Raw genomic sequence first — 25,649 nt, 5'->3', positions numbered from 1 at the left:
GCCGCAGTCGTGACGGACACTGACATCAGCTCTCGGGCCACGCTGATCGAGGCCATCGATGCCGAGCTGCCGCAGACCCAGTGCGGCAAGTGCGGCCAGCCCGGCTGTCGCCCCTATGCCGAGGCGATCGTCGAAGGCGAGGCGATCAATCGCTGCCCGCCGGGTGGCCAGCGCACCGTCGAGAGGCTCGCCGAAGTGACCGGCCGCCCCTCTTTACCCCTGGCCGAGCCCGCCCAGGCACCGCTGGTGGCCTGGATCCGCGAGGCCGAGTGCATCGGCTGCACCAAGTGCATCCAGGCCTGCCCGGTGGATGCCATCCTGGGGGCCGCCAAGCGCATGCACACGGTGATCGTGGAAGAGTGCACCGGCTGTGAGCTGTGCGTGGCACCCTGCCCGGTGGACTGCATCGACCTGCTGCCTCACCCCGCCTGGGAGGCCGCCGAGACCGATCGAGAGCGCGATGCCTACCTGGCACGCCGCGCCGAACTCGGTCGTCAACGCTTCGAGGCGCGCAACCGTCGTCTGGCCCACCAGGCACGGGAGAAGCGCATGGATCGCCAGAAGCGATTGATTCGCCTGCGCCAGCAATCGGGCTCGGCTTCCGATTCGGGCAGCACTGCCAGTGCCCACCAGGATCGGCAGAGACAGATGGCCGTCAAGGCCGCGGAGCAGGCCCTGAAACGCGTAAGGCATCAGCTGGAAAGTGCCCGCCGCCGAGCCGACGCCGACGCCGAGGCCACCGCCCTGGCCCAGCTGCCGGAAGCCGAACGGCTGCTGGCTGAGGCGCAAAAGGCGCTGGAACAGGCCGCCACAGCCGAATGATACAAAACAACGATTGCTAAATCAGCTAGTACCCACGCGAGGGGCGCCGGGGACAGGTCAAAGAGGAGGTCCTACGCCAGGGATGGCGTCGGTAGCGCCCAAGGATGGGTTCACAGCGCCTCCTCGTAGACCTGTCCCCGGAACAGCCCCGGGTATTGCCACTGACCCGGAACGCCATGAACGCCCAGAAACGCCAAGAGATCTTCGCGCGGCTGCGCGACCAGACCCCCGAGCCGACTACCGAACTGAACTGGTCCACCCCCTTCGAGCTGCTCACCGCCGTGCTGCTCTCGGCCCAGGCCACCGACGTGGGGGTGAACAAGGCCACCGCCCGGCTGTTCCCGGTGGCCAACACGCCACAGGCGATTCTCGATCTCGGGATCGACGACCTCAAGGCCCACATCAGGACCATCGGCCTCTACAACACCAAGGCCGAAAACCTGATGAAGACCTGCCGGATCCTGGTCGAGCAGCACGGCGGTGAGGTCCCCCGCACCCGCCAGGCCCTCGAGGCGCTGCCCGGCGTCGGCCGCAAGACCGCCAACGTCATCCTCAACACCGCCTTCGGCGAGCCCACCATCGCCGTGGATACCCATATCTTCCGCGTGGCCAACCGTACCGGCATCGCCAAGGGCAAGGACGTGGTCGAGGTCGAGAAGAAGCTGCTGCGCCATGTACCCCGGGAGTTTCGCCAGGAGGCCCACCACTGGCTGATCCTTCACGGGCGCTACACCTGCCTGGCCCGCAAGCCGCGCTGCGGCAGCTGTGTCATCGAGGACCTCTGCGAGTACCCCGAGAAGACCGAGTTGTGACAAGGGCTTATGTCAGATTCAGCGACAATGCACACGGCTCCTGACGCCTCCCGGCTGGCACAAGTGCGCGCCGGCTGGTTCACTGGCAGCATGACCGCCAATGAGACCCGCCCATGGAAGCGCTGAAATATCTGCTGCTGCCACCCGTGATCAATGCCCTGCTGATCCTCGTCGGCCTCGCTCTTGGTGCGCGTTATCTGACCGGCGGCCTGCTGATTACCCTGGGGCTGGCCGGCCTGCTCGCCCTCTCCACCCCGCTGGTCAGCCATGCCCTGCGACAGGGGCTCGAACCGGCTCCCCTGGCCGGCCCCGGCCAACTGCGCCAGGCCCAGGCCATCGTGATCCTCGGTGGCGGACGTGACCCTGGCTCCGCGGAATTCGGCTGGGGCGATGCGCCCTCCAATGCCAGTTGGCGTCGGCTGGCCTATGGCGCCCACCTGCATCGCCAGACCGGGCTGCCGATCCTGGTCAGCGGCGGGCGCGTGCATGACGAGCACAGCGCCGAGGCAAGCCTGATGGCCGCGGCGCTGCGCGAGGTCTTCGAGGTGCCCGTGCGCTGGATGGAGGGACGCAGCAGCAGCACCGCCGAGAATGCCCGCTACACTGCCGAGATGCTGGGGGGCGAGGGTATCGAGCATGTCGCCCTGGTCTCACAGGCCTGGCACCTGCCGAGGGCCGTGGCGGAATTCGAGCGTGTCGGTCTGGCCGTCACGGCCGCGCCGACCGAGTTCGCGAACGCCTCACCGCCGGGCGTTCATGCCTGGATCCCCCGCGCCTACCACCTCCATCAGAGCACTCGCGCCCTGCATGAATGGCTGGGACGCGCCGAACTGGCACTGCGCAACCGACTGCTGCGCCGCGGCGACTGACCCCAACGTCGAAGCGCCATGTCTGCCGTGAGGCGCTAGGCTGGGTGCTTCGTTCCGTCCTACTCGACACGAGGCCCAACATGCTGGACCTGCTGATTCCCCTGCTGCTGACCGCTGCCTTCGGTGCCCTGATCGGCACGCTTTGCCGGTTGACGCGCTGGCCCGGCCGCGAGCGCTCGCTGCTCTTCCCGCTGGTGGGTCTTGTCGCCGGCGTCACGGCCTTCTTTATCCACCTGGTGCTCAACTGGGTGACCGGCGCCCCGATCTGGTGGCTGCCGGTGCTGGTGATCCTGCAGATCTGGCTATGGCTGGGGCCGCTGGGGCCGAGACAAAGGCCGAAGCATCGAGAGTAGGCACAACCCAACGTCATCCCAACGAGAACTCACCGCCCTTCTCTACGGCACGGCGATAGGCCGGACGTTCGCGGCAGGCCGCCATGAAGCCCTTGAGCCTGGGGTAACCGGAAAGGCCGCCGCCGTTTTCCAGGGCGAGCAGCGGAAAGCTCATCTGGATATCCGCCGCCGTGAACGCCTCCCCGGCAAACCAGGTGTCACGTCCGAGCTCGGCTTCCCAGTAGTCGCACAGCTGGCGGATCTGCGGCCCCAGCAACTGCTTCTCCACCCCGCGAGCAAAAAGCCGGCCCAGCGGCCTGGCCAGCGCCGGCACCGGCGGCTGGCCGAGCGAAGCAAACACCAGACGCATCACCAGCGGCGGCATGGCCGAGCCTTCGGCGTGGTGCAGCCAGAAACGGTAGCGCTCGCGGGCGTCACTGCCCGCCGGCGGCACCAGCTCGCCCGGCGCATCGTAATGCTCGACCAGATACTCGACGATCGCCCCGGACTCCGCGACAACACGACCGTCCCGAGCCTCGTCGCTGATCACCGGTGACTTGCCCAGCGGATGAATCTCGCGAAGCGACGCGGGCGCCAGCAGGGTGCCGGGATCGCGAGGATAGGTGATGACCCGGTAGTCGACGCCGAGTTCCTCCAGCAGCCACAGGATTCGCTGAGAGCGGGAGTTCTCCAGATGATGGACCTTGATCATTCAGGCCTCCTCGATGAGCCCCGGCCATCGGGGGCGATTCCCGCACCCTAGCACGCCAACGCCCTCGACTCCTGCCAAGGTCGTCTTTGCCACCGAACGGCCTGCCACTAGACTGATCGGTAACCCTGCATAAAAAGACCGCACACGCATAGGAGGGCACCATGTCCAAGGTGCTGGTGGTGGACGACGAAGCCAACATCGTTCTGTCCCTGGAATTTCTGATGCAACAGGCCGGCTTCCAGGTCGACACCGCCGAGGATGGCGAGAGTGCCCTGGCCTGTATAGAGGCCTCCCCCCCGGATCTGGTCCTGCTGGATATCAGCCTGCCCGGCATCAGCGGCTTCGACGTCCTCGAGCGGCTGCGGGGCGACCCCGCCCATGCCAGGCTGCCGATCATCATGCTCACGGCCCACGGGCGCGAGGTGGAGCGCGAGAAGGGCCTGGCCCTGGGCGCCGACGACTACATCACCAAGCCCTTCTCGACCCAGGCGCTGGTCGACAAGGTCAAGACGCTGCTTGCCGAGGTCTCCTGATGGTCACGCGTGGTTCCCGGCTGCCTCGTCGCCAGCGGCTGATCGGCCTCTGGCTGCTGCTCAGCGGTATCAGTATCTTCGGCGGTGCCGTCTTCGCCCTGTGGCTGGACAGTCTCGCCGGGCTCGAGGGCACGGCGCGGCTGCTGCTGTGGCTGGGCTGCTTCTCCGGCGGCGGCACCATCTTCCTGGTCGGCCTGCTGCTCGAGCGTCAGCTGTTCACTCCGCTGCGCCATCTTCAGGTGCAGCTGGCCCGCCTGGTGGCCAACCCGGATGCCCGCCAGGACTACCCGCCCGAGGGCTGGCTGCGCGGGCTGGGACCCGACCTCATGCGTGTTCGCGAGGCCTGGCGGGCCGATCGCGAGCGCCTGGCCACGGCCCATGCCGAGGGGGCACGCAGTGCCGCGCGCATCCGCCAGGAGCTCGAGACCCTGCTCCAGGTACTCGACACCCCGCTGCTGCTCTGCGATCACCATCGCCGGTTGCTGCTCTTCAACCAGGCCGCCGAGACACTGTTCGACGGCCACCCCGGCCTGGGGCTCGGCAAGCGCCTCGACACCCTGCTGCCGATCTCGAGCCTTCAGGATGCGCTGGGCCAGCTGCCCGATGACGGGGCCCCGCGAGAGATCCTGGTCCCCTGCGACGAACGCTGGCTGCATGTGATTCTGCGTCGCGTCCCCGACAGCAACCACGAGACCCTGCTGACCCTGACCGACACCACGGCGGCCTGGACCAGCGAGATGGGCGCCCGCGCCGACATCGCCGAGATGCTGCCGGTACTGCGCCGCCACAGCGCCAGCCTGACCAGCGCCGCCGATGCCCTGGTCGGCGTGCGCGACGACGCCCCGACCGGAGAGCTCGGTCAACGCCTGGAGGCGGTGATCGACGAGGAGAGTCGCGCCCTGGCCAGCCAGCTCGAGCGCATGGGCCGGCTGATGGAAGACATGCATCGCGAGGGCGAGCGACTGGTCCCGCTGTGGTCCAACGACCTCTGGTCGTCCCTCAACGAGCGCCAGGAGCGCGAGTCCCTGCGCGTCACCCCCATCGGCATGCCCGCCTGGCTGAAGGGCGATGCCCCGACCCTGCTGGCATTGCTGGATTCCCTGCTGCCGCGGCTGTCGGCCCATTCCGGCCACGGCGAGCTGGAAGGCGAAGTCTGCCTGGGCAACCGTCGCGTCTACCTCGACCTGATCTGGCGGGGGCGCCCCTTGGGCGAGAAGATGCTCGACGAGTGGCGCGCCGAACGGCTGGACGCCCTGCCCCTGGCGCCCCGGGTCAGCGATGTCTTGCGCCAGCACACCAGCGACGCCTGGAGCCTTGCCGACCAGGACGGCGAACACGCCCGGCTGCGCCTGCCACTGCCGGCCACCGAGCGCGTCGGTGCGCCGCGCCCGCGCACCCCGCCGCGTCCCGAGTTCCACGACTTCGGCATCGCCGAGATGCCATCGCCGGATGCCGAGCTGGCGGCCCGCCCCCTGAGGACCCTGGAGGTCGTCTCCTTCGACACCGAGACCACCGGGCTCGAGCTGCGCCGCGGCGATACCGTGGTCAGCATCGGCGCCTGCCGCATCGTCAATGCGCGACTGCTGGCCAGCGATATCTTCGACCTGAAGGTCGACCCGGAACGGCCCATTCCCCCCGCCAGCACGGCCATCCACGGCATCACCGATGACGACGTGGCCGGGGCCCCACCGCTCAACGTGGCCCTGCCGCGTTTTCGCGACTACATCGGCGAGGCGGTGATCCTGGCCCACAACGCCGCCTTCGACCTGCTGGCCATCCAGCCACCCGGCGGCGGCGTGGACTTCGACATGCCGGTGCTCGATACCCTGCTGCTGTCGCGGGCACTCGACGACAGCCTCGACGGCCACGACCTGGACAGCCTGGCCGACCGCTATGACCTCAGCTTTCCGCCCGGCACCCGCCACACCGCCCTGGGCGATGCGCGCGTCACCGCGGAACTGTGGCTCTCGCTGCTGCCCCGGCTGGAGGCGCGCGGCGTCGAGACCCTGGAGCAGGGGGTGGCCCTGCAGGCCAGCGCCTTCGACAAGGAGGATGCCTTCGCCTCGTGAACACGCCACGCCTGAAGGAGCGCCTGGTCGCACTGATCGTGCTGGCGGCCCTGCTGTTCACGCCGCCCCTGCTGCTGATCGCCGAGGGTGCCTCGGCGGGGCCAGGCTGGCTGGTGGTCTACCTGTTCCTGGCCTGGGGCGCCGTGATCGCGCTGATGGCCTGGCTGATGGAACGCCGGCACAAGGAGTGATGGCGGATGCAGGCTGATATCCCATGAGAAGCAGCGTCGTGGTCCTGACGGTAGCCTTCGGGTACCTGGCGCTGCTCTTCGTCATCGCCGCCTGGGGGGATCGCCGCGCCGAACAGGGCCGCTCATTGATCGGGTCGCCCACCGTCTATGCGCTCTCCATTGCCGTCTACTGCACGGCCTGGACCTTCTACGGCAGCGTCGGCCGCGCGGCCCAGTATGGCCCCAGCTTCCTGCTGATCTACCTGGGGCCGACCCTGGCGATGCTGATGGCGCCCTTCGTGATTCGCAAGATGGTGCGCATCGCCAGCGCGCAGCGCATCACCTCCATCGCCGACTTCATCAGCGCCCGCTACGGCAAGAGCTCGAGCCTGGGGGCCCTGGTGGCATTGATCGCGCTGATCGGCATCACCCCCTATATCGCCCTGCAATTGAAGGCCATCACCGTCAGCCACGCCGTGCTGGTCAACTATCCCGAGGCCGCCGAGCTGCGCCTGGCCGACGAGAGCTTCTGGGCCGACAAGTCCTTCTGGGTGGCCCTGGTACTGGCGGTGTTCATCATCCTCTTCGGCACCCGTCACCTGGACGCCAGCGAGCGCCACGAAGGCATGGTGGCGGCCATCGCCTTCGAGTCGCTGGTCAAGCTGGTGGCCTTCCTCACGGTCGGGGTCTTCACCGTCTTCGTGCTCTTCAACGGCCCGGCGGATCTCTTCGCCCGGGTCGCCGCCGAGCCGGAACTCACCCGGCTGATGAGCCTGGAGGCGGTGCCCGGCGGCGCCCTGGGCTGGGTGGGCATGCTGGTGCTAGCCTTTCTGGCCTTTCTCACCCTGCCGCGGCAGTTCCAGGTGCTGGTGGTCGAGAACGTCGATGAGCGCCACCTCAAGCGCGCCAGCTGGCTCTTCCCGCTCTATCTGCTGGTGATCAACCTCTTCGTGATCCCCATCGCCATGGCCGGGCTGCTGCTGGGTGACGTCAGCAGCGACCCGGACAGCTTCGTGCTCACCCTGCCCCTCTCGGCAGGGCTGGAAGGGCTGCCGCTGCTGGTCTTCATCGGCGGGCTCTCGGCGGCCACCGGCATGATGATCGTCGAGACCATTGCGCTTTCCACCATGGTCAGCAACCAGCTGGTGATGCCGCTGTTGCTGCGCTCGCGCCATCTCCAGCTGAGCATCCGGGGCGAGCTCGCCGGCTGGCTGCTGCGCATCCGCCGGGTGGCGATCCTGCTGATCCTGCTGCTCGGCTATCTCTACCATGCACTGATCGGCGACGCCTACAGCCTGGTGACCATCGGCCTGGTCTCCTTCGCCGCCGCCTGCCAGTTCGCCCCGGCGCTGCTGATCGGCATGTACTGGCGCGGCGCCAACCGGCTCGGAGCCGGGGTGGGCATGATCGCGGGCTTTGTGATCTGGGCCTGGACCCTGCTGATCCCGGGCTTTGCCCAGTCAGGCTGGCTGGATGCCGGCTTCCTCGCCCAGGGCCCCTGGAGCCTCGCCTGGCTGCGGCCCTATGCGCTGTTCGGGCTCGAGGGCTGGGACATCTACACGCACTCGCTGCTGTGGAGCCTGGGGGCCAATGCCGGTCTGCTGGTGGGGATCTCGCTGTTCACCCGCCAGTCGCCGCTGGAGCAGACCCAGGCGGCGCTGTTCACCGAGGCCATGCACCCGGGGCTGATGGAGACCTCGCTGTGGCAGGGCCAGACCACGCGTGGCGAACTGCGCGCCCTGCTCGACCGCTACCTGGGGGGCGCCGCCACCGCGCGCGTCTTCGCCGCCCACCCCGATGAAGCCGCCGACGACAGCCAGCCCGCACCACCGGAGTTGACCGCCCGCGCCGAACAGGCCCTGGCCGGCTCACTGGGCAGCGCCTCGGCGCGGGTGCTGATCGACTCGGTGGTACGCGGCGAAGCCCTGAACCTCGAATCGATCCTCAGCATCCTCGACACCACCTCCGAGACCCTGGAGGTCAATCGTCGCCTGGAGCAGAAGTCCAACGAACTGGCGCGTACCAGCGAGGAACTGCGCGCGGCCAACGAGCGCCTGCGCGAACTGGACCGCCTCAAGGACGAGTTCGTGGCCATGGTCAGCCACGAGTTGCGCACGCCCCTGACCTCGATCCGCGCCTTTGCCGAGATCCTGCGCGACAGCGACGACCTGCCCGACGAGAAGCGCCGTCACTTCCTCGACGTGGTGGTGCGCGAGAGCCAGCGGCTCTCGAGGCTGATCGAGGAGATCCTCGACCTGGCGCGGCTCGAGAGCGGCCGCCTCACCCTGGAGCCCCAGCGCCTGGACCTGGTCGCCCTGGCCCGCCACAGCGTGGAGGCGGTGCAGCGGCTGCAGGAGGACCGCGGAGTGAGCCTGGAGGTCGAGATCACGCCCGAGACGGCGATGGTCATCGGCGACCCGGACCGCCTGGAACAGGTGATCATCAACCTGCTCGACAACGCCGGCAAGTTCGCCGCCGACGAGGATCCGAAGGTGCTGCTGCACCTCGAACGCTACAAGGACCACTACCGCCTCGCCGTGGAAGACAACGGCAGCGGCATCGCCGAGGATGAACGCGAACGGGTCTTCGAGAAGTTCCACCAGATCCAGCAGCAGGAGGGTGGCGAGATCCGCGGCCGCCCGCGCGGCAGCGGGCTGGGCTTGCCCATCAGCCGCGGTATCGTCGCCCACCTGGGCGGACGACTCTGGGTCGAGGAAGCGCCACACCTGGGCGGCGCCTGCCTGGTGATGGAACTGCCCGAGGCGCCGGCGGAAAATCCCAAATGATAGTTAAATACTGCGCGCTATTCTCTGAAGCGCGCGGATCTGCTGCAGATCGTGACGCAACAGCAGGCGCTGATCCTCCCCCAGCCGGGCGATGTCCACCCAGCCATCCGGGGTGCGCCCCTCGGTCAGCGCCAGGCGCTGCTCGTCGAGCATCAGCGCCTGCAGCCGCTCTAACGCCGCCGTCAGGGCCTGGGCACGCTCGGGGCTGAGCACCGCCTGCAGCACCAGCGCCACCAGCCGCGAGCGGGTATCCGGCGGGCGCGCCCCGTGGCGCAAGGCAAGCAGGCGCACGGCGTTCACCAGCGGCAGCATCCCCTGGTGCTTGAGGTTGATGGCCCGCTCATGGGGCGCGTCCTCGCTGACGCCGCTGAGCCGGCCAAGTCGATCCAGGGCCACCGGCAGGTCATCGAGCAGGCTGGCCATCTCGTCGAGGAAGAGGCGGGATTCCGGCAGCAGGCTGGCCACGTGCTCGGTCAGGGCCTCAGCCAGCGCGGCCTCGCCAAGGACCGGATGGAAGTCGAGCAGGATGTTGGCCTGCTGGACGCGCTTGACGCGGCGCTCCGCGGTCCAGATCTCGAGCTGAGTGCGCCACTCCGAGAGTCGCTTGCGCCACATCGGCCAGCGGGCCATGACATGCCCCTGGCAGAGCGTAATCCCGGCCGCATCGAGCCGCTCGGTAAAACGCTCGCCCAGGGACTGAAAGTAGCCATCGATCTCGGTATGCCGCTCGTCGGGATAGTCGGCGATGATCATGGCGTTGTCCTGGTCCGGCGCCAGCAGGCTCTCGTGGCGCGCTCCGGACCCCAGGGTCAGCACGCAGAAGGCGACCGGCGGCGGTCCCCACCCCTGGCTGCGCATCTCCCCCAGGGAGAGCTCGATGGCACGCCGATAGAGCCAGTCATTATGGTCACTGATCAGCTGGCTGATGCGCCAGGCCTGCAGGTCGAGCCGCGCCAGGGCGTCCACCAGCTGGCCCTGCCAGGCATGGGCCTCGGCCAGGTCGGGCGCGGGCCCCAGGCTCACCAACGCCTGGCGCAGCGGATCCAGCAACCCTGGCCAGCCACCGGGGTCGGGCAGCGCGTCGTCGGCAAAGAGCGCTCGCCAGGGGGAAGGTCGGTGCAGCAGGCGCATGGAGACTCCGGATCAAGGGATTGATCGGCATGTCCTGACGTATAAGGCGCGTTTCAGCGCGGCGAGAACATCTCGTCACCGACCTGATCGATGTAACGCTGCGCCTTGCTGACCATCAGGGCGTCACAGGCCTCACGACCGGGCAGCATGTCGGAGCGCTCGAAGCGATGCTCGAGCATCTCGCCACCCTCTCCGTCACTGGACGGCAACGGCTTGCGGATCCAGCCGCTGACGCGGTACTGGCCGCCCTGGTCGGCGGGTTCGGAGATGATCAGATAGCCCTTGTACTCCACCGGGTCGGCGGCAGCGGCGTTGCCGGACTTGCCGTCATCACCGCCAAGCAGGCCGGAAAACAGTTTCTTTAGCATCGTGCTCTCCTCGCAGAGGGTAGGCCTCGAACCGACGACGCCGGCGGCAAGCCGGCGTCGAGGAGGCCATGAAGGTCTGGCTCAGTCCTGCTTGCGGCCCTTGCCGGCGGCGATGCGCAGGCGCAGGGCGTTGAGCTTGATGAAGCCCTCGGCATCCTTCTGGTCGTAGGCGCCGGCATCGTCCTCGAAGGTGGCAATGGACTCGTCGAACAGCGACTGGTCGGAGCGGCGGCCCGCCACGGTGGCACTGCCCTTGTAGAGCTTCATGCGCACCACGCCGGAGACGTTCTTCTGGGTCTCGTCGATGGCCGCCTGCAGCATGCGACGCTCCGGGCTCCACCAGTAGCCGTTGTAGATCACCTCGGCGTACTTGGGCATCAGCTCATCCTTGAGGTGTGCTTCCTCGCGGTCCAGCGTCAGCGACTCGATGGCGCGATGGGCACGCAGCATGATGGTGCCCCCCGGGGTCTCGTAGCAGCCGCGGGACTTCATGCCCACATAGCGGTTCTCGACGATGTCGAGGCGTCCGATGCCGTTGTCGCCGCCCAGTTTGTTGAGCTTCTCGAGCACCTCATGGGGCCTCATCGGCACGCCGTCGATGGCCACGATGTCGCCCTTCTCGTATGTCAGCTCGATGTAGGTGGGGGTATCCGGCGCGACTTCCGGCGACACGCTCCAGCGCCACATCTCCTCCTCGGCCTCGGCCCAGGGATCCTCGAGAATGCCGCCCTCGTAGGAGATATGCAGCAGGTTGGCATCCATCGAGTAGGGCGACTTCTTCTTGGACGAGAAATCCACCGGGATATCGTGCTGCTGGCAGTAGGCCATCAGCTTCTCGCGGGAGGTGAGATCCCACTCGCGCCACGGCGCGATCACCTTGACACCGGGCTTCAGCGCATAGGCGCCGAGCTCGAAGCGCACCTGGTCATTGCCCTTGCCGGTGGCCCCGTGGGAAATGGCGTCGGCGCCCGTCTGATTGGCGATCTCGATCAGGCGACGGGCGATCAGCGGACGGGCGATGGAAGTACCGAGCAGATACTCGCCCTCGTAGATCGTGTTGGCCCGGAACATCGGGTAGACGTAGTCGCGCACGAACTCCTCGCGCAGATCCTCGATGTGGATCTCCTTGACGCCCAGCGCCTCGGCCTTGGCACGGGCCGGCTCGACCTCCTCGCCCTGGCCGATGTCGGCGGTGAAGGTCACGACCTCGCAGTCATAGCTTTCCTGCAACCACTTGACGATGACGGACGTGTCCAGGCCGCCGGAATAGGCGAGCACCACCTTCTTGACATCGGACATGCTGAGGCTCCTCTCGTAACATTCGCAAAACGCCGATTATAGCGCGGCGAGCCTGCAGCGAATACCGGCGACGCGACTCACTGAAGGCAAGCTGCTAGACTTCCGCGGTTTCGAGACAGATGGCCCAGACAAGGAGAGGTGCATGAGCGAGGCGATCGCCCGTGAACTCATGGCGCAGCGATTCCGCAGCTTCCTGCCCGTGGTGGTGGACCTGGAAACCGGAGGCTTCAATCCCGAGGGCGACGCGATACTGGAGATCGCCGCGGTCACGCTGACCATGGATCCGGAGGGCAACCTGATCCCCGACGCCACCTACGCCTACCACGTGACGCCCTTCGAGGGAGCCAACGTGGAGCAATCAGCGCTGGACTTCACCGGCATCCGCCTCGATGACCCGCTGCGCCGCCAGGTCGCCGTCAGCGAGGCCGAGGCCCTCGGCGAGATCTTCCGCCCGGTGCGCAAGTCCATCAAGGCCCATGGCTGCACCCGGGCCGTGCTGGTCGGCCACAATGCCGCCTTCGACCACGGCTTTCTCAACGCGGCGGTCAACCGCTGCGGCATCAAGCGCAACCCCTTCCATCCCTTCTCGAGCTTCGACACGGCATCCCTCGGCGGCCTGATCTATGGCCAGACCGTGCTGGCCCGGGCCTGCCGGGCCGCGGGCATCGAGTTCGACAACAGCGCCGCCCACTCGGCGCGCTATGACACCGAGCGCACCGCCGAACTGTTCTGCGCCATGGTCAACCGCTACAAGGACCTGGGCGGCTGGGCCCTGGCCCAGAGAGAGCAGGGGCTGGACGAGGAGCCATAGCGGCCAAGCGGCCAAGCGGCCAAGCGGCCAAGCGGCCAAGCGGCCAAGCGGCCAAGCGGCCAAGCGGCCAAGCGGAGGCTAAGTTCAATCAGCAACAAGTAGCAAGAAACCCCACCAGAAGTTGATCTGGTGGGGTTTCACGTTTCTGCCTCGCTACCTGCAGGCCGTCACCGAACAGCTTGGCGGCTCGGCGCTTGTAGCTTGTAGCTACTCAGGCATCATCCTTGTGCTTGGCCGCGGACTCCTTGACCAGCTTTTCCAGCTCGCCGTTCTGGTGCATCTCGACCACGATGTCGCAGCCACCGACCAGCTCACCATCGACCCACAGCTGCGGGAAGGTCGGCCAGTTGGCCACCTTGGGCAGCTCGGCACGAATGTCCGGGTTGTCCAGGACATTGACGAAGGCGAAGCGCTCGCCACAGGCCATCAGGGCCTGCACGGTCTGGGCGGAGAAGCCGCACTGGGGCAGCTGGGGGGTGCCCTTCATGTAGATAAGGATGGGGTTCTCGCCGATCTGGCGCTCGATATTCTCGACGGTGGTGCTCATGACATCTCCCTTTTCTCGTGTGTCAGGGTCTCGGTAGACCGGGCCTCGATGGATCGAAGCCGTCCGGCGTGCGGGGAATACCCGAGTAAGCTGGTCGGCCTTATGGATGAGGGCCATTCTACTGATGACGAACGCGTTGCGCATCCCCCGTGGCCTGGCTAGGATGGTCGTTTTTTCCCGTGGAGCGATACCATGGCCACTCGCCATTTCCTCACCCTGCTTGATCTGAGTTCCGACGAGCTGCGCTACCTGATCCAGCGCGCCATCTCGATCAAGAACGGCCTGAAGACCCACGGGCCAACCTACACCCCCTTCGCCAACCGCACCCTGGCGATGATCTTCGAGAAGTCCTCGACCCGAACCCGAGTCTCCTTCGAGACCGCCATGGCGCAATTCGGCGGCCATGCGCTGTTTCTCTCGCCTCGCGACACCCAGCTCGGCCGTGGCGAACCCATCGGCGATACCGCGCGGGTGCTCGCGGAAATGGTCGATGCGGTGATGATCCGCACCTTTTCCCACGCCAGCCTCGAGGAGTACGCCGCGGCCAGCGCGGTGCCGGTGATCAACGCCCTCACCGACGACTACCACCCCTGCCAGCTGCTCGCCGACGTGATGACCTGGACCGAGCTGCGCGGCAGCGTCAAGGGCCGCACCGCGGTGTGGATCGGCGATGGCAACAACATGTGCCACTCCTGGATCAACGCCGCCCGCCAGTTCGATTTCCAGCTGCGTATCTGCTGTCCGGAAGGCTATGAGCCGCGACAGGATATCCTCGCGGCCGCCGGCGACCGGGTGACCCTTTTCCGCGACCCCCAACAGGCCGTGACGGACGCCGATCTCGTCACCACCGACGTCTGGGCCTCCATGGGCCAGGAAGAGGAGCAGGCCAGCCGCGAGGCGGATTTCGCCGGCTTCCAGGTGAGCGAGGCCATGCTCGACCGGGCGAAGGACGATGTGCTCTTCCTGCACTGCCTGCCGGCTCACCGCGGTGAAGAGATCAGCACCACCCTGCTCGATGACCCGCGTGCCGTGGTCTGGCAGGAGGCCGGCAATCGCCTGCATGCCCAGAAGGCACTGATCGAATTCCTGCTGCTGGGGCGCGTGGAAGGCTGAGAGAAGATAGTAAATAACGCTCGAGGCTGATCCGACGACAGGTCTTCGGGGAGGCGCTGTGAACCCCTCCCTGGGCGCTACCGATGCCATCCCTGGCATAGGACCTCCCCTACGACCTGTCCCCGGCGCCTCTCGCTTCGAGCATCTTTCGACTGCACGAAGCATCTTAGACCTTGGTATGACATCGACCTTCGTCTTGTGTATAATGCGCTGCAGCATACTCAACTAGGAGATGCGGCAGCATGACACACGACAGCGACAGTACCGCCGGCATGCAACGTAGCCTGCGCCAGTGCCTCTCCACCATGGCCGCCCTGCTCTATCGTCAGGGACATGTGCTGGAGACAGTCACCGTTCCGCACCGCGGCCTCGACCGCAGTGACCTGAAGGCACTCGACGAAGCCGACCGTGACTGGGCACCCTGCCAGCACATCCTCGAGACCAGCCGGGCCGCCACCTGGAACGATCATCACTGCTTCGTGCTGACCGACCTCGGCCGCGAGCTGATGTTCGACATGTACGGCGAGGGCGCCGCCGACTGCGCCTGATCCAGACCGGATACCATCCCAGAAATGCCCGGCCATGCAACGAGATTGCGTGCCCGGGCATCTTTAGTTATGTTAGCAGGACTTGTCGGGGAGCCCCGGTACGCCAATGCGACGTACACGGGGGCTGAGATCGGTACGGCCGAACCCGTTGAACCTGATCAGGTTGATGCCTGCGGAGGGAACAAGCGCGTGCCACACCTGCTCGCCCCCTGCCGCCATCCCGCCTGATCCGCCATGTCTCCTGCTGGATGGCCGATATCTTGACACCCTCCAACGATCACATCGCCGTCGCCGGCGCCGGCCTGCTGGGGCGTCTTGTCGCCTGGCAGCTGCTCACCGACGGCCACGCCGTCACCCTCTATGATGCCGGGGACCTGGATGTCCCGCCAGCCGCCGCCTGGACCGCGGCCGGCATGGTTGCCCCGCTGTGCGAGACGGCGATCTCCGAGCGCTGCGTCTACGATATGGGCCGCTTCGCCCTGACCCAGTGGCCACGCTGGCTCGAGGCCCTCGACGCCTCGTCGCTGTGGCAGCAGAACGGCAGCCTGATGGTGGCGCATCCCCAGGACCTGGGCGAACTCACCCAGTTCCGCCGCGACCTCGATCACGCCCTGGGCGGCGGCTCCCCCTGCCGAACCCTCGATGCCCCGGAGATCCAATGCCTGGAACCCGACCTGGCAACCGGCTTCCGCCAGGGGCTGTTCCTCCCGGACGAGGCCCACCTGGACAACCGCGCCCTGCTCACTCGCCTGCTGGACGAGATCCGCGCCCTGGGCGGAGAGTGCCGTGCCCACTCCCCGGTGGAGACCTTCCCCGGCGAGGTCGTCACCGCCGAGGGCCGCCGGCACTTCGACCTGGTCATCGACTGTCGTGGCACCGGCGCCCGGCCGCGCCACCCGAGCCTGCGCGGCGTACGCGGCGAGACCCTGCACGTCCAGACCGCCGAGATCCAGCTCTCGCGGCCGGTACGGCTGATGCATCCTCGCTACCAGCTCTATGTGGTGCCCAAGCCGGCACACCGCTTCGTCATCGGCGCCACCCAGATCGAGAGCGAGGATCGTTCCCCCATGTCGCTGCAGTCCTCGCTGGAGCTGGGCAGCGCCCTCTATACCCTGTCGCCGGCCTTCGCCGAGGCCCGCATCCTGGAGCAGGGCGTCAACCTGCGCCCCGCCTTCCTCGACAACCTGCCCCATGTCACCCATCAGGAGGGGCTGATCACCGCCAACGGCCTGTTCCGCCACGGCTACCTGCTGGCCCCCGCCGTGGTCTGCCACCTGCTGGCCGGAATCCGCGGCCACGGCGACCGCCCCTTTGCTGATACCCTGGCGGCACGCCCGCCGCAGGAGAATGCTGCATGAACGAGATCACCCTGCGCCTCAACGACGAGCCCGTCCGTCTTCCCGCCGGCACCTCGCTCGCGGATGCCCTGCAGGCCTGGCACTACGCCGACCGCCGGGTCGCCGTGGCAGTCAATGGCGAGTTCGTGCCCCGCTCCGGCTACGCCGAACAGCTCCTGCGGGACGACGACCGCATCGATATCGTGGCCCCCGTGGGAGGTGGCTGATGAACGCTGCACAGGATGACACCCTGACGCTCTACGGCGAGGCCTTCGCCAGCCGCTTCCTGCTCGGCACCGCCCTCTATTCCTCACCCACGGTGATGCAGGAGGCCATTCGGGCATCCGGCTGCGAGATGGTCACCCTGGGGCTGCGCCGCCAGAATCCCGCGTCGGGCGACGGCGACGCCTTCTGGCAGATCCTGCGCGACAGCGGCTGCCGGCTGCTGCCCAACACCGCCGGCTGCCGCTCGGCGCGGGAGGCCATCACCCTCGCCCAGATGTCCCGCGAGCTGTTCGACACACCCTGGATCAAGCTCGAGGTCATCGGTGATGACTACAACCTGCAGCCGGACCCCTTCGGCCTGCTGGAGGCGGCCCGGGAACTGATCGACCAGGGCTTCAAGGTGCTGCCCTACTGCACCGATGACCTGATCCTCTGTCAGCGGCTGCGCGACGCCGGCTGCGAGGCGTTGATGCCCTGGGGCTCGCCCATCGGCACCGGCCTCGGCCTGATGAACCGCTATGCCCTCACGACCCTGCGCCAGCGCCTCGACGTGCCGCTGATCATCGATGCCGGCCTGGGGGCACCCTCCCAGGCCGCCGAGGCCATGGAGATGGGCTTCGACGGCGTGCTGCTCAATACCGCCGTGGCAAAGGCCCAGCGTCCAGCCCTGATGGCCGAGGCCTTTGCCGAAGCCATCCGCGCCGGGCGCAAGGCCCATCTGGCCGGGCTGATGCAGCAGCGCCAGACCGCCAGCCCCAGCACGCCCACGGTGGGACAGCCCTTCTGGCACCGCGACGGCGCATAGTCCCGACGCGGCCACCAGGCGAATTCAGGGCGATGATCGGGCCGGAGAGGGACTAGCCCTCGTCCGCCCACGCCACCTGGCATCATGCCTTTCAGCTGTTGCGGGCTCTCTACCGGCTGCTGACGTAACCGGACCAGGTTATCACCGGGGCGAATGCCGGCGGCAGGGTCGTGGAGTGATCCACTTCTTGGCCGTTTACTGGGCGTGACATTGGTCAGTGCCGGAGAAACCAGCCTGAAGCCGGCGATCAAGCGCGCCGACCAAGGCCTGTACGCCGTCCCCCACTGTCAAGCTAGATGGAGCCTCAACTGCTGAGCTTGAGCCTTTCGGTTGAGAGGTCTATTATATCTGCATTGATATAGAACCGCGATAGCCAATGGGGGGGGGATGTGGCGCGCAAGAAACCCGTCGCATTCGTCGGAGACTCGAAGGACCGCCTGCGCGACTTCCCTCTAGAAGCCAAGCGAGAAGCGGGGTTTCAGATCGATAAAGTTCAGGCTGGAGGCCAGCCGGATGACTTCCGTCCCATGCCAAGCGTTGGCCGTGGTGTCATGGAGATCCGCATTCGGGAAGACAACGGGGCCTTTCGGGTTTTCTACTTAGCAAACCGGGGCGATGCGGTATTCGTGCTCCACTGCTTCCAGAAGAAGACCCAACAGACCGCCAAGAAAGATATCGACCTGGGTAAGCAGCGATACAAAGAGCTGCCCTGAGCCCGGTCACCAAGCGAGGTGAGATCATGGCCATCGAGTATTACGACAGCGTGTGGGACGCCATCGAGGACACTCCCGAGGAGGCGCTGAACATGCGTCTGCGTTCCGAGCTCATGGCGAAGATCGCCGATCGTGTCAGGGAGTGGAGAATCACTCAGACAGAGGCTGCCCACCGCCTGGGCATTACGCAGCCCCGTCTCAACGACCTGCTGAACGGCCGCATCAACAAGTTCAGCCTGGACGCTCTGGTCAACCTGACGGGACCGGCCCACTTTCGCCTTGAGCTGGAGATTGAGGACGAGAAGGAAGTGGCTGTCTGAAGTGACCAAAACGCCTCTTTTCTATACGTAGAAAAACTGACACCCCCCGCCCTGTCGGGGAGGACTCTATATACGTCTGGCGATCAGCAGGATTGCGGCAAAGCCGTGATATCCGCCCTAGTCAGTTTCTGTGGCAATCGCGATCGCACCGCGTCCGATTGGCCCGGTAGCCATCGATGACCATGATGTTGTTCATGGCGTCAGTCCGTTCTCATCAGAATTTGCGCGGGGATAACGTCATGGCGGGGAAGTCTGTTATCGTCTGCACTAGCTGATCTCTTTGAAACGAAAGGAGGTTTCCAGTGAGCCGCCAGCCCCTTCCTGACACCATGGCCGCCATGCTGCTGACCGGGCATGGCGATGTTGACGCGCTGGTCTATCGCGACGACGTGCCGACCCCGCAGCCGGGACCCGGCGAGGTGCTGGTGCGGGTCACGGCGACGGCCAAGAATAACACCGACCGCAAGGCCCGCGAGGGGCTCTACCCGGTCAAGAAGGGCGAGGTGACGTCCTTTGCCATGGGTGGCGAGCCCACCCTGACCTTCCCGCGCATCCAGGGGGCCGATATCGCCGGGCGCGTGGCCGCCGTGGGCGAAGGCGTCGATGCCTCGCGCCTGGGTGAGCGCGGCCTGCTCGACTTCAACCTCTATCCCGATGACCGGCGCGATATCAACCTGACCCCGGACTACTACGGCCACGGCGCCGACGGCGGCTTCGCCGAGTATGTCGCCGTGCCCTCGGACCAGTTCCACCACGTGCCCAATCCCGAGCTCAGCGACGCCGAGCTGGCCGCCCTGGGCATGTGCTCCTACCAGACCGCCTACCATATGATGACCTCCGCCGGGGTCAAGGCAGGCGAGCGGGTGCTGGTCAGCGGCGCCAGCGGTGGCGTGGGTACGGCGCTGATCCAGTTGTGCCGCATCGTCGGGGCAGTACCCTACGCGGTCAGCCAGCAGGAGAAGGCCGAGGCGCTCAAGGCGCTGGGCGCCGAGGCGGTCATCGATCGTGGCGACCTGGCGGGCTTCGCCGAACGCGTGCTCGAGGCCACCGGCGGCGCGCCCATCGATGCGGTGATGGACCTGGTCGGCGGCGAGATGACCGACGGCTTCATCGACACCATGATCCAGGACATGAAGGCGCGCACCACCTACCCGCGGCTCTCCATCGCCGGCGCCAGCGGCGGCAACATCTCGGAGATCCTGTGGACGCGCATCTACCTCTACCAGGTGCAGATCTTCGGCGTCTCCCACGGCACCCGCGAGGAAGCCGAGCAGCTGATCGCCTGGATCCGCTCCGGCGAACTCAAGCCGGTGCTGCATGCCGCCTTCCGGCTCTCCGACCTGCACCAGGCCGAGCGCTACTTCGTCAGCCGCGACCGCAATTTCCTGGGCAAGATCGTGATCGTTCCCGACAGCCAGTGGGACGAGCATGGCGCGCCCTTCGCCCTCGAGGGACACTGATGAGCCAGGAACTGACCCTGCAACTGATCGACACCCATGCCGGTGGCGATGTCAGCCGCATCGTGGTCGGCGGCATCGAGCCCCTGCCCGGCGCCACCGTCAGGGACCAGATGCACTACCTGCGCGACGATGCCGATGGCCTGCGCAGGCTGCTGCTGGAGGAGCCCTACGGCATCCCCGAGATGTCGGTGGACCTGCTGGTGCCCGCCACCGACCCCGCCGCCGAGGTGGGCTACATCATCATGGAGGTGATGGGCTATCCGATCTATTCCGGCTCCAACACCATCTGCACCGCCACCGCGGTGCTGGAAAGCGGGCTGGTACCCAAGCAGGAGGGCCGCCAGCGCTTCAAGCTGGAGTCGCCGGCCGGCCTGGTGCAGATCGAGGCGCTGGTCGAGGACGGCGTGGTGGAGACGATTACCTGCGGGGGCCTGCCCAGCTATATCGATACCTACCGCGCCAGCATCCATGTGCCCCATCTGGGCGAGGTGACCTACAGCATCGCCTACAGCGGCGGCTTCTACGCCCTGGTGGAGGCCGCCGAGCTGGGCTTTGATCTGACGCGGGACGAGGAGCGCGACCTGGCCCACTGCGCCCACCAGATCGTCGAGGCGATCCAGGCCGAGCGCGGCTTCTCCCACTACACCCTGGGTGACGTCGGTCCGCTGCCCTTCCTGCACTTCATGGGCCCCATCGAGCAGGTCGCCGACCATTTCTATCGCTCGCGCTCGACCACCTATGTGCATCCCGGCGTGATCTGCCGCAGCACCACCGGTACCGGTACCTCGGCGCGCCTGGCGCTGATGCACCACGAAGGGCGCATCCAGCCCGGCGACAGGCTGGAAACCGTCTCGCTGCGCGAGACCGGCTTCATCGGCGAGTTCACCGGCATGCGTCAGGAGGGGCCGCATACGGTGGTGGAGAACACCATCACCGGCAAGAGCTACGTACTGGCCCGCTCCGACATCGTGGTCAACTGCGACGACCCGATGGTCCGCTGCGACGGCCTGCACCACATCCTCGGCGCCGCCCAGGCCGCGTCCGGCTGAACGCCGATAGATGAGCGACAGGTGCGGCGTTGCGCCCGGCGAGCCTCAGCGCCAGCGCCAGTCCAGCTCGAAGGGCACGATGTCGCGGAAGACGCCGGACCGGGCCATCTCGCGTCGCAGGGGAAAGGTCGCCAGGGCATCAATGGGATCGAGTCGCGCCAGTCGCTCGAAGTCGAGGCGTTCCCACGATTCGCGGGACACCTTGGCGCTGAAGAGATACTGGATCTGCGCAGCGCTGCCGTCCGGCGCCTCGACCTGCCGATAGCCGGCGACCAGCGCGCGTTCGATTCGCGGCAGCCGGGCGAAGATCGTGCCCAGCACCCGAAAGGCCACGCCATGCACGTGGCGCCGATAGAGCTCGCGCTGCCGCGTGGCGCCCAGCTTGCGCGGCGAGAGCTTGAGCCGCTTGGCCGGCATGGTCCAGTAACGGTCGGGGAGCGCCTCCTCGCCCGGCAGATCGATGTCCAGGGCGATGGTGCGCAGGTCGTCACTCAGCTCGAAGTCGATCAACGTCTCGCGAGGCCAGCCGAGCTCGTCCAGCCGCTCGTCCAGCGTCTGCTGCATGGCATCGGGATCGTCCCAGGCCGCCACCTCCTCGCGCTGCTGACGCTCGAACTCGCGGGCATCGAACGCGGCCTTCTGCCACTCCCAGTCACGATAGGCCTCGGCATGCGACGCCTCGCGGCGCTGATTCTCCCGCTCGAGCCGTTCCCGGGCATTCGGCAGGAGGGCGTGCCACCAGCTGGGCGCTTCCCGGGATACCGGCGCGGGAGGCGACACCGGGTAGCTGCGCGGCTGATAGCCGGTGGCCGTCGGCGGTGGGGTCTGCTCATGCAGACGGTCGAGCCGGTCGAGCTCGGCGTTGAGGCGCTCACAGTGGGACTCGAGCGCCGCGCGTATCGTCTCCTCCCCGTGGCGCCGCAGCACGCGAGCCTCGGCATCGAGGATCCGGCGGCCATCGGGATGGCGATAGCGGATCTCCCCGTTGGCGGCGATATCGAGGTACACCGGCTGACTTTCGCCGCCCTCGCCGCTTGCCAGCTGCAAGCGAATGCCCGGCGGGCCGACCGAGAGCCCGGGGCGCAGCTTGCAGGTAGTGAGTCGCACCCCGGGTGCGAGACGAATGCGGCGCTGGAAGCGAATCCCCACGATGGCCTCTCCCTGATGATCGGTCCCGAGTGACAGGGTACTGCACTGCGCGTCTTCCGTAACGGCGGATGTCGGCCAGGCACCCTATGCCACGGGGGCAAAGAGCAGCGCCAGGTCGTCTTCGTCGAACAGCGGGCCCTCGCCCTGGCGTTCGGCGCCGCCTTCCAGGATCGAAGCGGCGAGATCCGCCTTGCGCGCCTGCAGAGCGAGGATGCGCTCCTCCACCGTGCCGGCGCATACCAGCTTGTAGACGAACACCGGATTCTGCTGCCCCAGCCGGTGGGCGCGGCCGGTGGCCTGGGCCTCCACCGCGGGGTTCCACCAGGGGTCGTAGTGGATCACCGTGTCCGCCGCGGTGAGGTTGAGGCCCGTGCCCCCAGCCTTGAGGCTGATCAGGAACACCGGAATCTCGCCCTGCTGAAACAGCGCGACCCGCTGGGTGCGGGTCTTGCCCGGGGTGTCGCCGGTAAGGGTGGTATAGGGAATGCCATCGCGCTCCAGGGCCTGGCCGATCAGGCCGAGCATCTCGGTGAACTGCGAGAACACCAGGATGCGCCGCCCCTCCTCGATCAGCGGCGGCAACAGCTCGCGCAGCTGGTCCAGCTTGGCCGAGCGGCGTACCTGTTTGGCGCTGTCCAGCTTGACCAGCCGCGGATCACAGCAGACCTGGCGCAGCTTGAGCAGCGCATCGAGCATCACGATGCCGGAACCGGCCAGGCCGCGCTCGGCGATGGCCTGCTGCACCCGCTGATGCTGGGCCAGACGCAGGCTCTCGTAGAGCTCGCGCTGGGTGCCGCTCAGGGTGATCTCGCGCTGAGTCTCGGTCTTGTCGGGCAGCTCGCCCAGCACCTGCTGCTTGGTACGCCGCAGCATCAAGGGCGCGATGCGTCGCGAGAGACGCTGGCTCAGGGCCGCGTCGCCCTCCTTCTCGATGGGCGTGCGAAAATGCTGGCCGAACCACTGCTGGCTGCCCAGTGCACCCGGCGCCACCGCATCCAGCTGGGCCCACAGCTCACCCAGATGGTTCTCCAGCGGGGTGCCGGTCATCGCCAGCGCCCGCCCGGCGTTGAGCTCGCGCACCGCGCGTGCCGTCTGGCTGGCGGCGTTCTTGATCGCCTGGGCCTCGTCGAGCACCAGCAGGCCGAACGTGATCTCGCGCAGCCGCTCCAGATCGCGGATCAGCAGCGGGTAGGTGGTCACCGCCAGGTCGGCCTGGGGCAGCGCCTCCACGATCTGTCGCTGGCGCTGGGCCTTGCCGCCCTGCAGCGCCACTACCCTCAACTCGGGAGCAAAGCGTGCCGCCTCGGCGCACCAGTTGCCCACCAGGCTGGTCGGCGCCACCACCAGCACCGGCCCCGTCAGCACGTCGCGGGTGCGCTCGTCGAGCAAGTGCGCCAGCACCTGCACCGTCTTGCCCAGGCCCATGTCGTCGGCGAGGATGCCGCCGGTGTCGAGCTCGGAGAGAAAGCGCAGCCAGGCCAGGCCGCGGGCCTGATAATCGCGCAGCTCGCCCACGAAGCCCTGGGGCGCCGGCAGGCTGGCAGGCAGCGCCTTGAGCCGTTGCGCCAGCGACGCCACATCGTCTCGCCCCGCCCAGCGCTCGTGCTCGGCCAGCGGCGCCACCCGCTCGGCGGCGGTCACCGGCAGCTGCAGGGCCGCCTCCGGGTCGCTCTCGTCGCTCAGCCAGTCGAGAATCGGCGCCATCAGCCCGCGCAGCCGAGCGAGCGGCAACACCAGGTGGCGCTGATCATCCAGCGCCACCGACCAACTCGCTTGCTCGGCTTCGTCTGCCGGCGGATCCAGCGGGAAATCCGGGTCCTTGAGCAGCTGACGCAGGATCGGCAGCAGGTTCATGCGCTCCCCCTCCACCTCGATATCCAGCGCCAGGTCGAACCAGCCGTTGCCCGCCGGCTCCAGTTCGCCGTGCCATGTCTCCGGCTCGAGATAGTGCGGCTCGGGGGGAAAGGCTTCGCTGAGCTCCACCAGGCAACCCGCCTCGCGCAGCCTGGCAATCATCTCCCACCAGCCATCAATACCGGCCAGGTGGGTCGGCCACTCGGCGGCACGGGTCGGCGGCACGCCGTGGATGGGCAGCAAGAGCGTCCAGGGCGGCAGTTCGAGATGGGCCGGCACCGCCTCGGTCTCCTGCAGCCGCTCCAGGGTGACCATGCCCGGGGGCAGGCCGTGAATCAGCGCCAGCTCCGCCTCGGGATCGCGCTTGATGGTAAGCCGCTGGCTATCACGAAAGGCCTGGGCGGTATCACCCGGCTCGGGGGGCACCTCGATGCCGTCATAGTCGAAGCTCACGACCCCGGCACCGACCCGGATCCAGCGCGGCAGGGGCGCGCCGTCGCGAAAACCCAGCTGGCCCTCGGCGACCCGCATGGTGACCTTGAGGCGCGGCGGAACTCCCTCCAGTACCCGCTCCTCGACCCGCTTCGGCGTAGGCAACTGGCTGGCCAGCGACGAGGTCCTGCGCAGCCGATCATTCAGCCAGTCGCTCATCTCGGGCGGCAAGGGCGGCGATCGACGCAGTCTCACCAGCAGCGCGGGGTCGCCCGCCATGCGACCGAAACGGCCATGCCCGGGGTCGAGATAGCAGAGCCCGCGGCCCGCCCGAGCCATGATCGCCTCCGCCGAGAGCAGCCCCTGCGGAGAGGTATCGGCCTGCAGATGCTGCACACCTTGCGCATCGGGTTGCCAACTCGGTGTCAGCTGGCAGCTGGGTCCCGGTTCGAGCTGCTGGCCGGTCTGCTTGCGCAGGAACAGCAGCGGCGGCGCCTCGCTTTCCAGCAGCGACCAGAGGGCGCGCGCCTGGAAGGCGTGGGATAGCAGCGCCCAGCGGCGATGATCGCTCCCCCACAGGGAATCGATTTCACCGTGCAACAAGAGGTCGAGCGCCTCCTCCTGCTCGGGGTTCCAGCCACCCTCGGGCGCCGGCACCAGCTCGCCCGACCCCCGCGCCTCGATCACCCGCGGTGAAACCCAGCCGCCGTGGCGCTTGCTCTGGCGCGAGGGGCGCAGCCACACCGGCAACACCTTGAGCACCGGCTCGATGCCGTAGCGGGTGGTGGTGTCCAGAAACAGCCCCAGGCGATGCGTTTCGCCGACACGCTCGCCTTCCCGCACCGGGCCAGCAGATTGCTCCAACTGCGCCAGCCAGGCCTCCCAGCTACGCCTCAGCGTTGCATTATCCTCGGTGGCCTCGGCCGCCCCGGGCTGCGCAGGGGGCGCCGACATGTCATCGGCCACCGCTGGCGCGCCCGCCCCCAGTTCGTCGAGGAATGTCTGGATCAGCGCCACCGCGTGCTTGCAGCCGACGCCGACCGGGCAACTGCAGTCGGTAAAGAGCTCGTCATCAGCGCCATCGGCATATAGCGCCACTTCGGCATGATAGGCCTGCTTCCGGCTCCCCATGACCTCCGCCGTCAGCACGATCATATCGCCATCGAGCTCCAGCCCCACGCCATCCAGCACCCGTCCCTGCCTGGCATAGCGCCGGCCTCGCTCCAGCGAACCCGCATCGAAGAAGCTCTGCCAGTCGACCTGATGGAGGGCAACGAACATCGTTTTGGCGTGATCGGCAAGGCGGGGATCGGACACGGGGGCTCCTCGACAGGGTGTTACGAGGAGGCTATTTGACCGAAGACGTCAGGCAATCGCAACAGG

Annotated in this window: 25 protein-coding genes and 1 riboswitch; of the genes, 18 read left to right on the top strand and 7 right to left on the bottom strand. The window is 67.4% G+C overall.

All coding sequences use genetic code 11. The features are described 5' to 3' along the window. The first annotated feature begins 9 nt into the window (after window positions 1-9). The 4 genes from HALO32_RS16195 (at window position 10) to HALO32_RS16180 (ending at window position 2,856) form a co-directional block, all read left to right on the top strand. Window positions 10-822 carry an RnfABCDGE type electron transport complex subunit B gene (locus HALO32_RS16195; protein WP_267902501.1) on the top strand — a complete coding sequence of 271 codons (813 nt, stop codon included), beginning with the start codon at window positions 10-12 and terminating at the stop codon, window positions 820-822. Window positions 823-998: 176 nt separating this feature from the next. Further along, window positions 999-1,634: an endonuclease III gene (gene nth, locus HALO32_RS16190; RefSeq protein WP_151444930.1), complete on the top strand. Its 636-nt coding sequence runs from the start codon at window positions 999-1,001 to the stop codon at window positions 1,632-1,634. 113 nt (window positions 1,635-1,747) lie between these two features. Next, complete coding sequence (locus HALO32_RS16185) at window positions 1,748-2,503, top strand: YdcF family protein (RefSeq protein ID WP_151444929.1); 756 nt, start codon at window positions 1,748-1,750, stop codon at window positions 2,501-2,503. An 80-nt stretch (window positions 2,504-2,583) separates the two neighbouring features. Beyond that, window positions 2,584-2,856, top strand: a complete 273-nt coding sequence (locus tag HALO32_RS16180; RefSeq protein WP_151444928.1) for a hypothetical protein — start codon at window positions 2,584-2,586, stop codon at window positions 2,854-2,856. A 13-nt stretch (window positions 2,857-2,869) separates the two neighbouring features. On the opposite strand, the gene HALO32_RS16175 is transcribed toward HALO32_RS16180, so the two are convergent. Then, window positions 2,870-3,547 (bottom strand): glutathione S-transferase family protein, encoded by a 678-nt coding sequence (locus tag HALO32_RS16175; protein ID WP_151444927.1) that lies wholly within the window; start codon window positions 3,545-3,547, stop codon window positions 2,870-2,872. 161 nt (window positions 3,548-3,708) lie between these two features. Between HALO32_RS16175 and HALO32_RS16170 the strand changes: the two genes are divergently transcribed. From HALO32_RS16170 to HALO32_RS16155, 4 genes are read left to right on the top strand one after another with little or no spacing between them, the layout of a single operon-like run. Further along, complete coding sequence (locus HALO32_RS16170) at window positions 3,709-4,080, top strand: response regulator transcription factor (RefSeq protein WP_151444926.1); 372 nt, start codon at window positions 3,709-3,711, stop codon at window positions 4,078-4,080. Further along, window positions 4,080-6,149: a 3'-5' exonuclease gene (locus HALO32_RS16165; RefSeq protein WP_151444925.1), complete on the top strand. Its 2,070-nt coding sequence runs from the start codon at window positions 4,080-4,082 to the stop codon at window positions 6,147-6,149. Before HALO32_RS16170 ends, HALO32_RS16165 begins: the two co-directional genes overlap by 1 nt. Next, entirely contained in the window at window positions 6,146-6,340 is a 195-nt protein-coding gene (locus tag HALO32_RS16160) for a hypothetical protein (RefSeq protein WP_151444924.1), read from the top strand. The genes HALO32_RS16165 and HALO32_RS16160 overlap by 4 nt, the downstream gene beginning before the upstream one ends. A 23-nt stretch (window positions 6,341-6,363) precedes the next feature. Then, window positions 6,364-9,105 carry an ATP-binding protein gene (locus HALO32_RS16155; protein ID WP_151444923.1) on the top strand — a complete coding sequence of 914 codons (2,742 nt, stop codon included), beginning with the start codon at window positions 6,364-6,366 and terminating at the stop codon, window positions 9,103-9,105. 3 nt (window positions 9,106-9,108) lie between these two features. Here HALO32_RS16155 and HALO32_RS16150 read toward each other — a convergent pair whose 3' ends face one another. The 3 genes from HALO32_RS16150 to HALO32_RS16140 form a co-directional block, all read right to left on the bottom strand. Next, window positions 9,109-10,236 carry a DUF294 nucleotidyltransferase-like domain-containing protein gene (locus HALO32_RS16150; protein WP_151444922.1) on the bottom strand — a complete coding sequence of 376 codons (1,128 nt, stop codon included), beginning with the start codon at window positions 10,234-10,236 and terminating at the stop codon, window positions 9,109-9,111. Between the two features lie 53 nt (window positions 10,237-10,289). After that, window positions 10,290-10,604, bottom strand: coding sequence for an HlyU family transcriptional regulator (locus tag HALO32_RS16145; RefSeq protein ID WP_151444921.1), 315 nt, complete (start codon window positions 10,602-10,604; stop codon window positions 10,290-10,292). A gap of 81 nt (window positions 10,605-10,685) precedes the next feature. Beyond that, the gene (locus HALO32_RS16140) at window positions 10,686-11,903 is read right to left on the bottom strand and encodes an argininosuccinate synthase (RefSeq protein WP_151444920.1); all 1,218 of its coding nucleotides are present in this window, start codon (window positions 11,901-11,903) and stop codon (window positions 10,686-10,688) included. 142 nt (window positions 11,904-12,045) lie between these two features. On the opposite strand from HALO32_RS16140, the gene rnt reads away from it, so the two are divergent. Continuing rightward, on the top strand, window positions 12,046-12,714 hold the full coding sequence (gene rnt / locus HALO32_RS16135; RefSeq protein ID WP_151444919.1) for a ribonuclease T: 669 nt from the start codon (window positions 12,046-12,048) through the stop codon (window positions 12,712-12,714). Window positions 12,715-12,925: 211 nt separating this feature from the next. Here rnt and HALO32_RS16130 read toward each other — a convergent pair whose 3' ends face one another. Beyond that, a complete protein-coding gene (locus tag HALO32_RS16130) occupies window positions 12,926-13,261 on the bottom strand; it encodes a Grx4 family monothiol glutaredoxin (RefSeq protein WP_151444918.1) in 336 nt (111 codons plus the stop codon). A gap of 192 nt (window positions 13,262-13,453) precedes the next feature. Here HALO32_RS16130 and argF point away from each other — a divergent pair, with 192 nt between their 5' ends. From argF to HALO32_RS16085, 9 genes are all read left to right on the top strand, one after another. Continuing rightward, entirely contained in the window at window positions 13,454-14,374 is a 921-nt protein-coding gene (gene argF, locus HALO32_RS16125; protein ID WP_151444917.1) for an ornithine carbamoyltransferase, read from the top strand. A 242-nt stretch (window positions 14,375-14,616) separates the two neighbouring features. Continuing rightward, entirely contained in the window at window positions 14,617-14,922 is a 306-nt protein-coding gene (locus HALO32_RS16120; RefSeq protein WP_151444916.1) for a hypothetical protein, read from the top strand. Window positions 14,923-14,998: 76 nt separating this feature from the next. Next, window positions 14,999-15,120: riboswitch (TPP riboswitch) on the top strand. A 62-nt stretch (window positions 15,121-15,182) separates the two neighbouring features. Beyond that, window positions 15,183-16,280: a glycine oxidase ThiO gene (gene thiO / locus HALO32_RS16115; protein ID WP_225810107.1), complete on the top strand. Its 1,098-nt coding sequence runs from the start codon at window positions 15,183-15,185 to the stop codon at window positions 16,278-16,280. Continuing rightward, complete coding sequence (gene thiS, locus HALO32_RS16110) at window positions 16,277-16,486, top strand: sulfur carrier protein ThiS (protein WP_151444914.1); 210 nt, start codon at window positions 16,277-16,279, stop codon at window positions 16,484-16,486. Before thiO ends, thiS begins: the two co-directional genes overlap by 4 nt. Beyond that, window positions 16,486-17,289: a thiazole synthase gene (locus tag HALO32_RS16105; protein ID WP_151444913.1), complete on the top strand. Its 804-nt coding sequence runs from the start codon at window positions 16,486-16,488 to the stop codon at window positions 17,287-17,289. Before thiS ends, HALO32_RS16105 begins: the two co-directional genes overlap by 1 nt. 389 nt (window positions 17,290-17,678) lie before the next feature. Next, complete coding sequence (locus HALO32_RS16100; protein ID WP_151444912.1) at window positions 17,679-18,002, top strand: type II toxin-antitoxin system RelE/ParE family toxin; 324 nt, start codon at window positions 17,679-17,681, stop codon at window positions 18,000-18,002. 26 nt (window positions 18,003-18,028) lie between these two features. Beyond that, window positions 18,029-18,322: a helix-turn-helix domain-containing protein gene (locus tag HALO32_RS16095; protein WP_151444911.1), complete on the top strand. Its 294-nt coding sequence runs from the start codon at window positions 18,029-18,031 to the stop codon at window positions 18,320-18,322. Between the two features lie 329 nt (window positions 18,323-18,651). After that, a complete protein-coding gene (locus HALO32_RS16090) occupies window positions 18,652-19,782 on the top strand; it encodes a zinc-binding dehydrogenase (protein WP_151445162.1) in 1,131 nt (376 codons plus the stop codon). Then, window positions 19,782-20,831 carry a proline racemase family protein gene (locus HALO32_RS16085; RefSeq protein ID WP_151444910.1) on the top strand — a complete coding sequence of 350 codons (1,050 nt, stop codon included), beginning with the start codon at window positions 19,782-19,784 and terminating at the stop codon, window positions 20,829-20,831. The genes HALO32_RS16090 and HALO32_RS16085 overlap by 1 nt, the downstream gene beginning before the upstream one ends. Before the next feature lie 45 nt (window positions 20,832-20,876). On the opposite strand, the gene HALO32_RS16080 is transcribed toward HALO32_RS16085, so the two are convergent. Beyond that, a complete protein-coding gene (locus HALO32_RS16080) occupies window positions 20,877-21,980 on the bottom strand; it encodes a DUF4236 domain-containing protein (protein ID WP_151444909.1) in 1,104 nt (367 codons plus the stop codon). Between the two features lie 84 nt (window positions 21,981-22,064). Further along, window positions 22,065-25,583 carry a DEAD/DEAH box helicase gene (locus tag HALO32_RS16075; RefSeq protein ID WP_151444908.1) on the bottom strand — a complete coding sequence of 1,173 codons (3,519 nt, stop codon included), beginning with the start codon at window positions 25,581-25,583 and terminating at the stop codon, window positions 22,065-22,067. Window positions 25,584-25,649 lie beyond the last annotated feature (66 nt).

The organism is Halomonas lysinitropha (assembly GCF_902500215.1).
Taxonomy (GTDB): Bacteria; Pseudomonadota; Gammaproteobacteria; order Pseudomonadales; family Halomonadaceae; genus Halomonas; species Halomonas lysinitropha.
The sequence above is the reverse complement of the archived record's forward strand: the minus strand, read 5'-3'. Positions and strand labels throughout refer to the sequence as shown.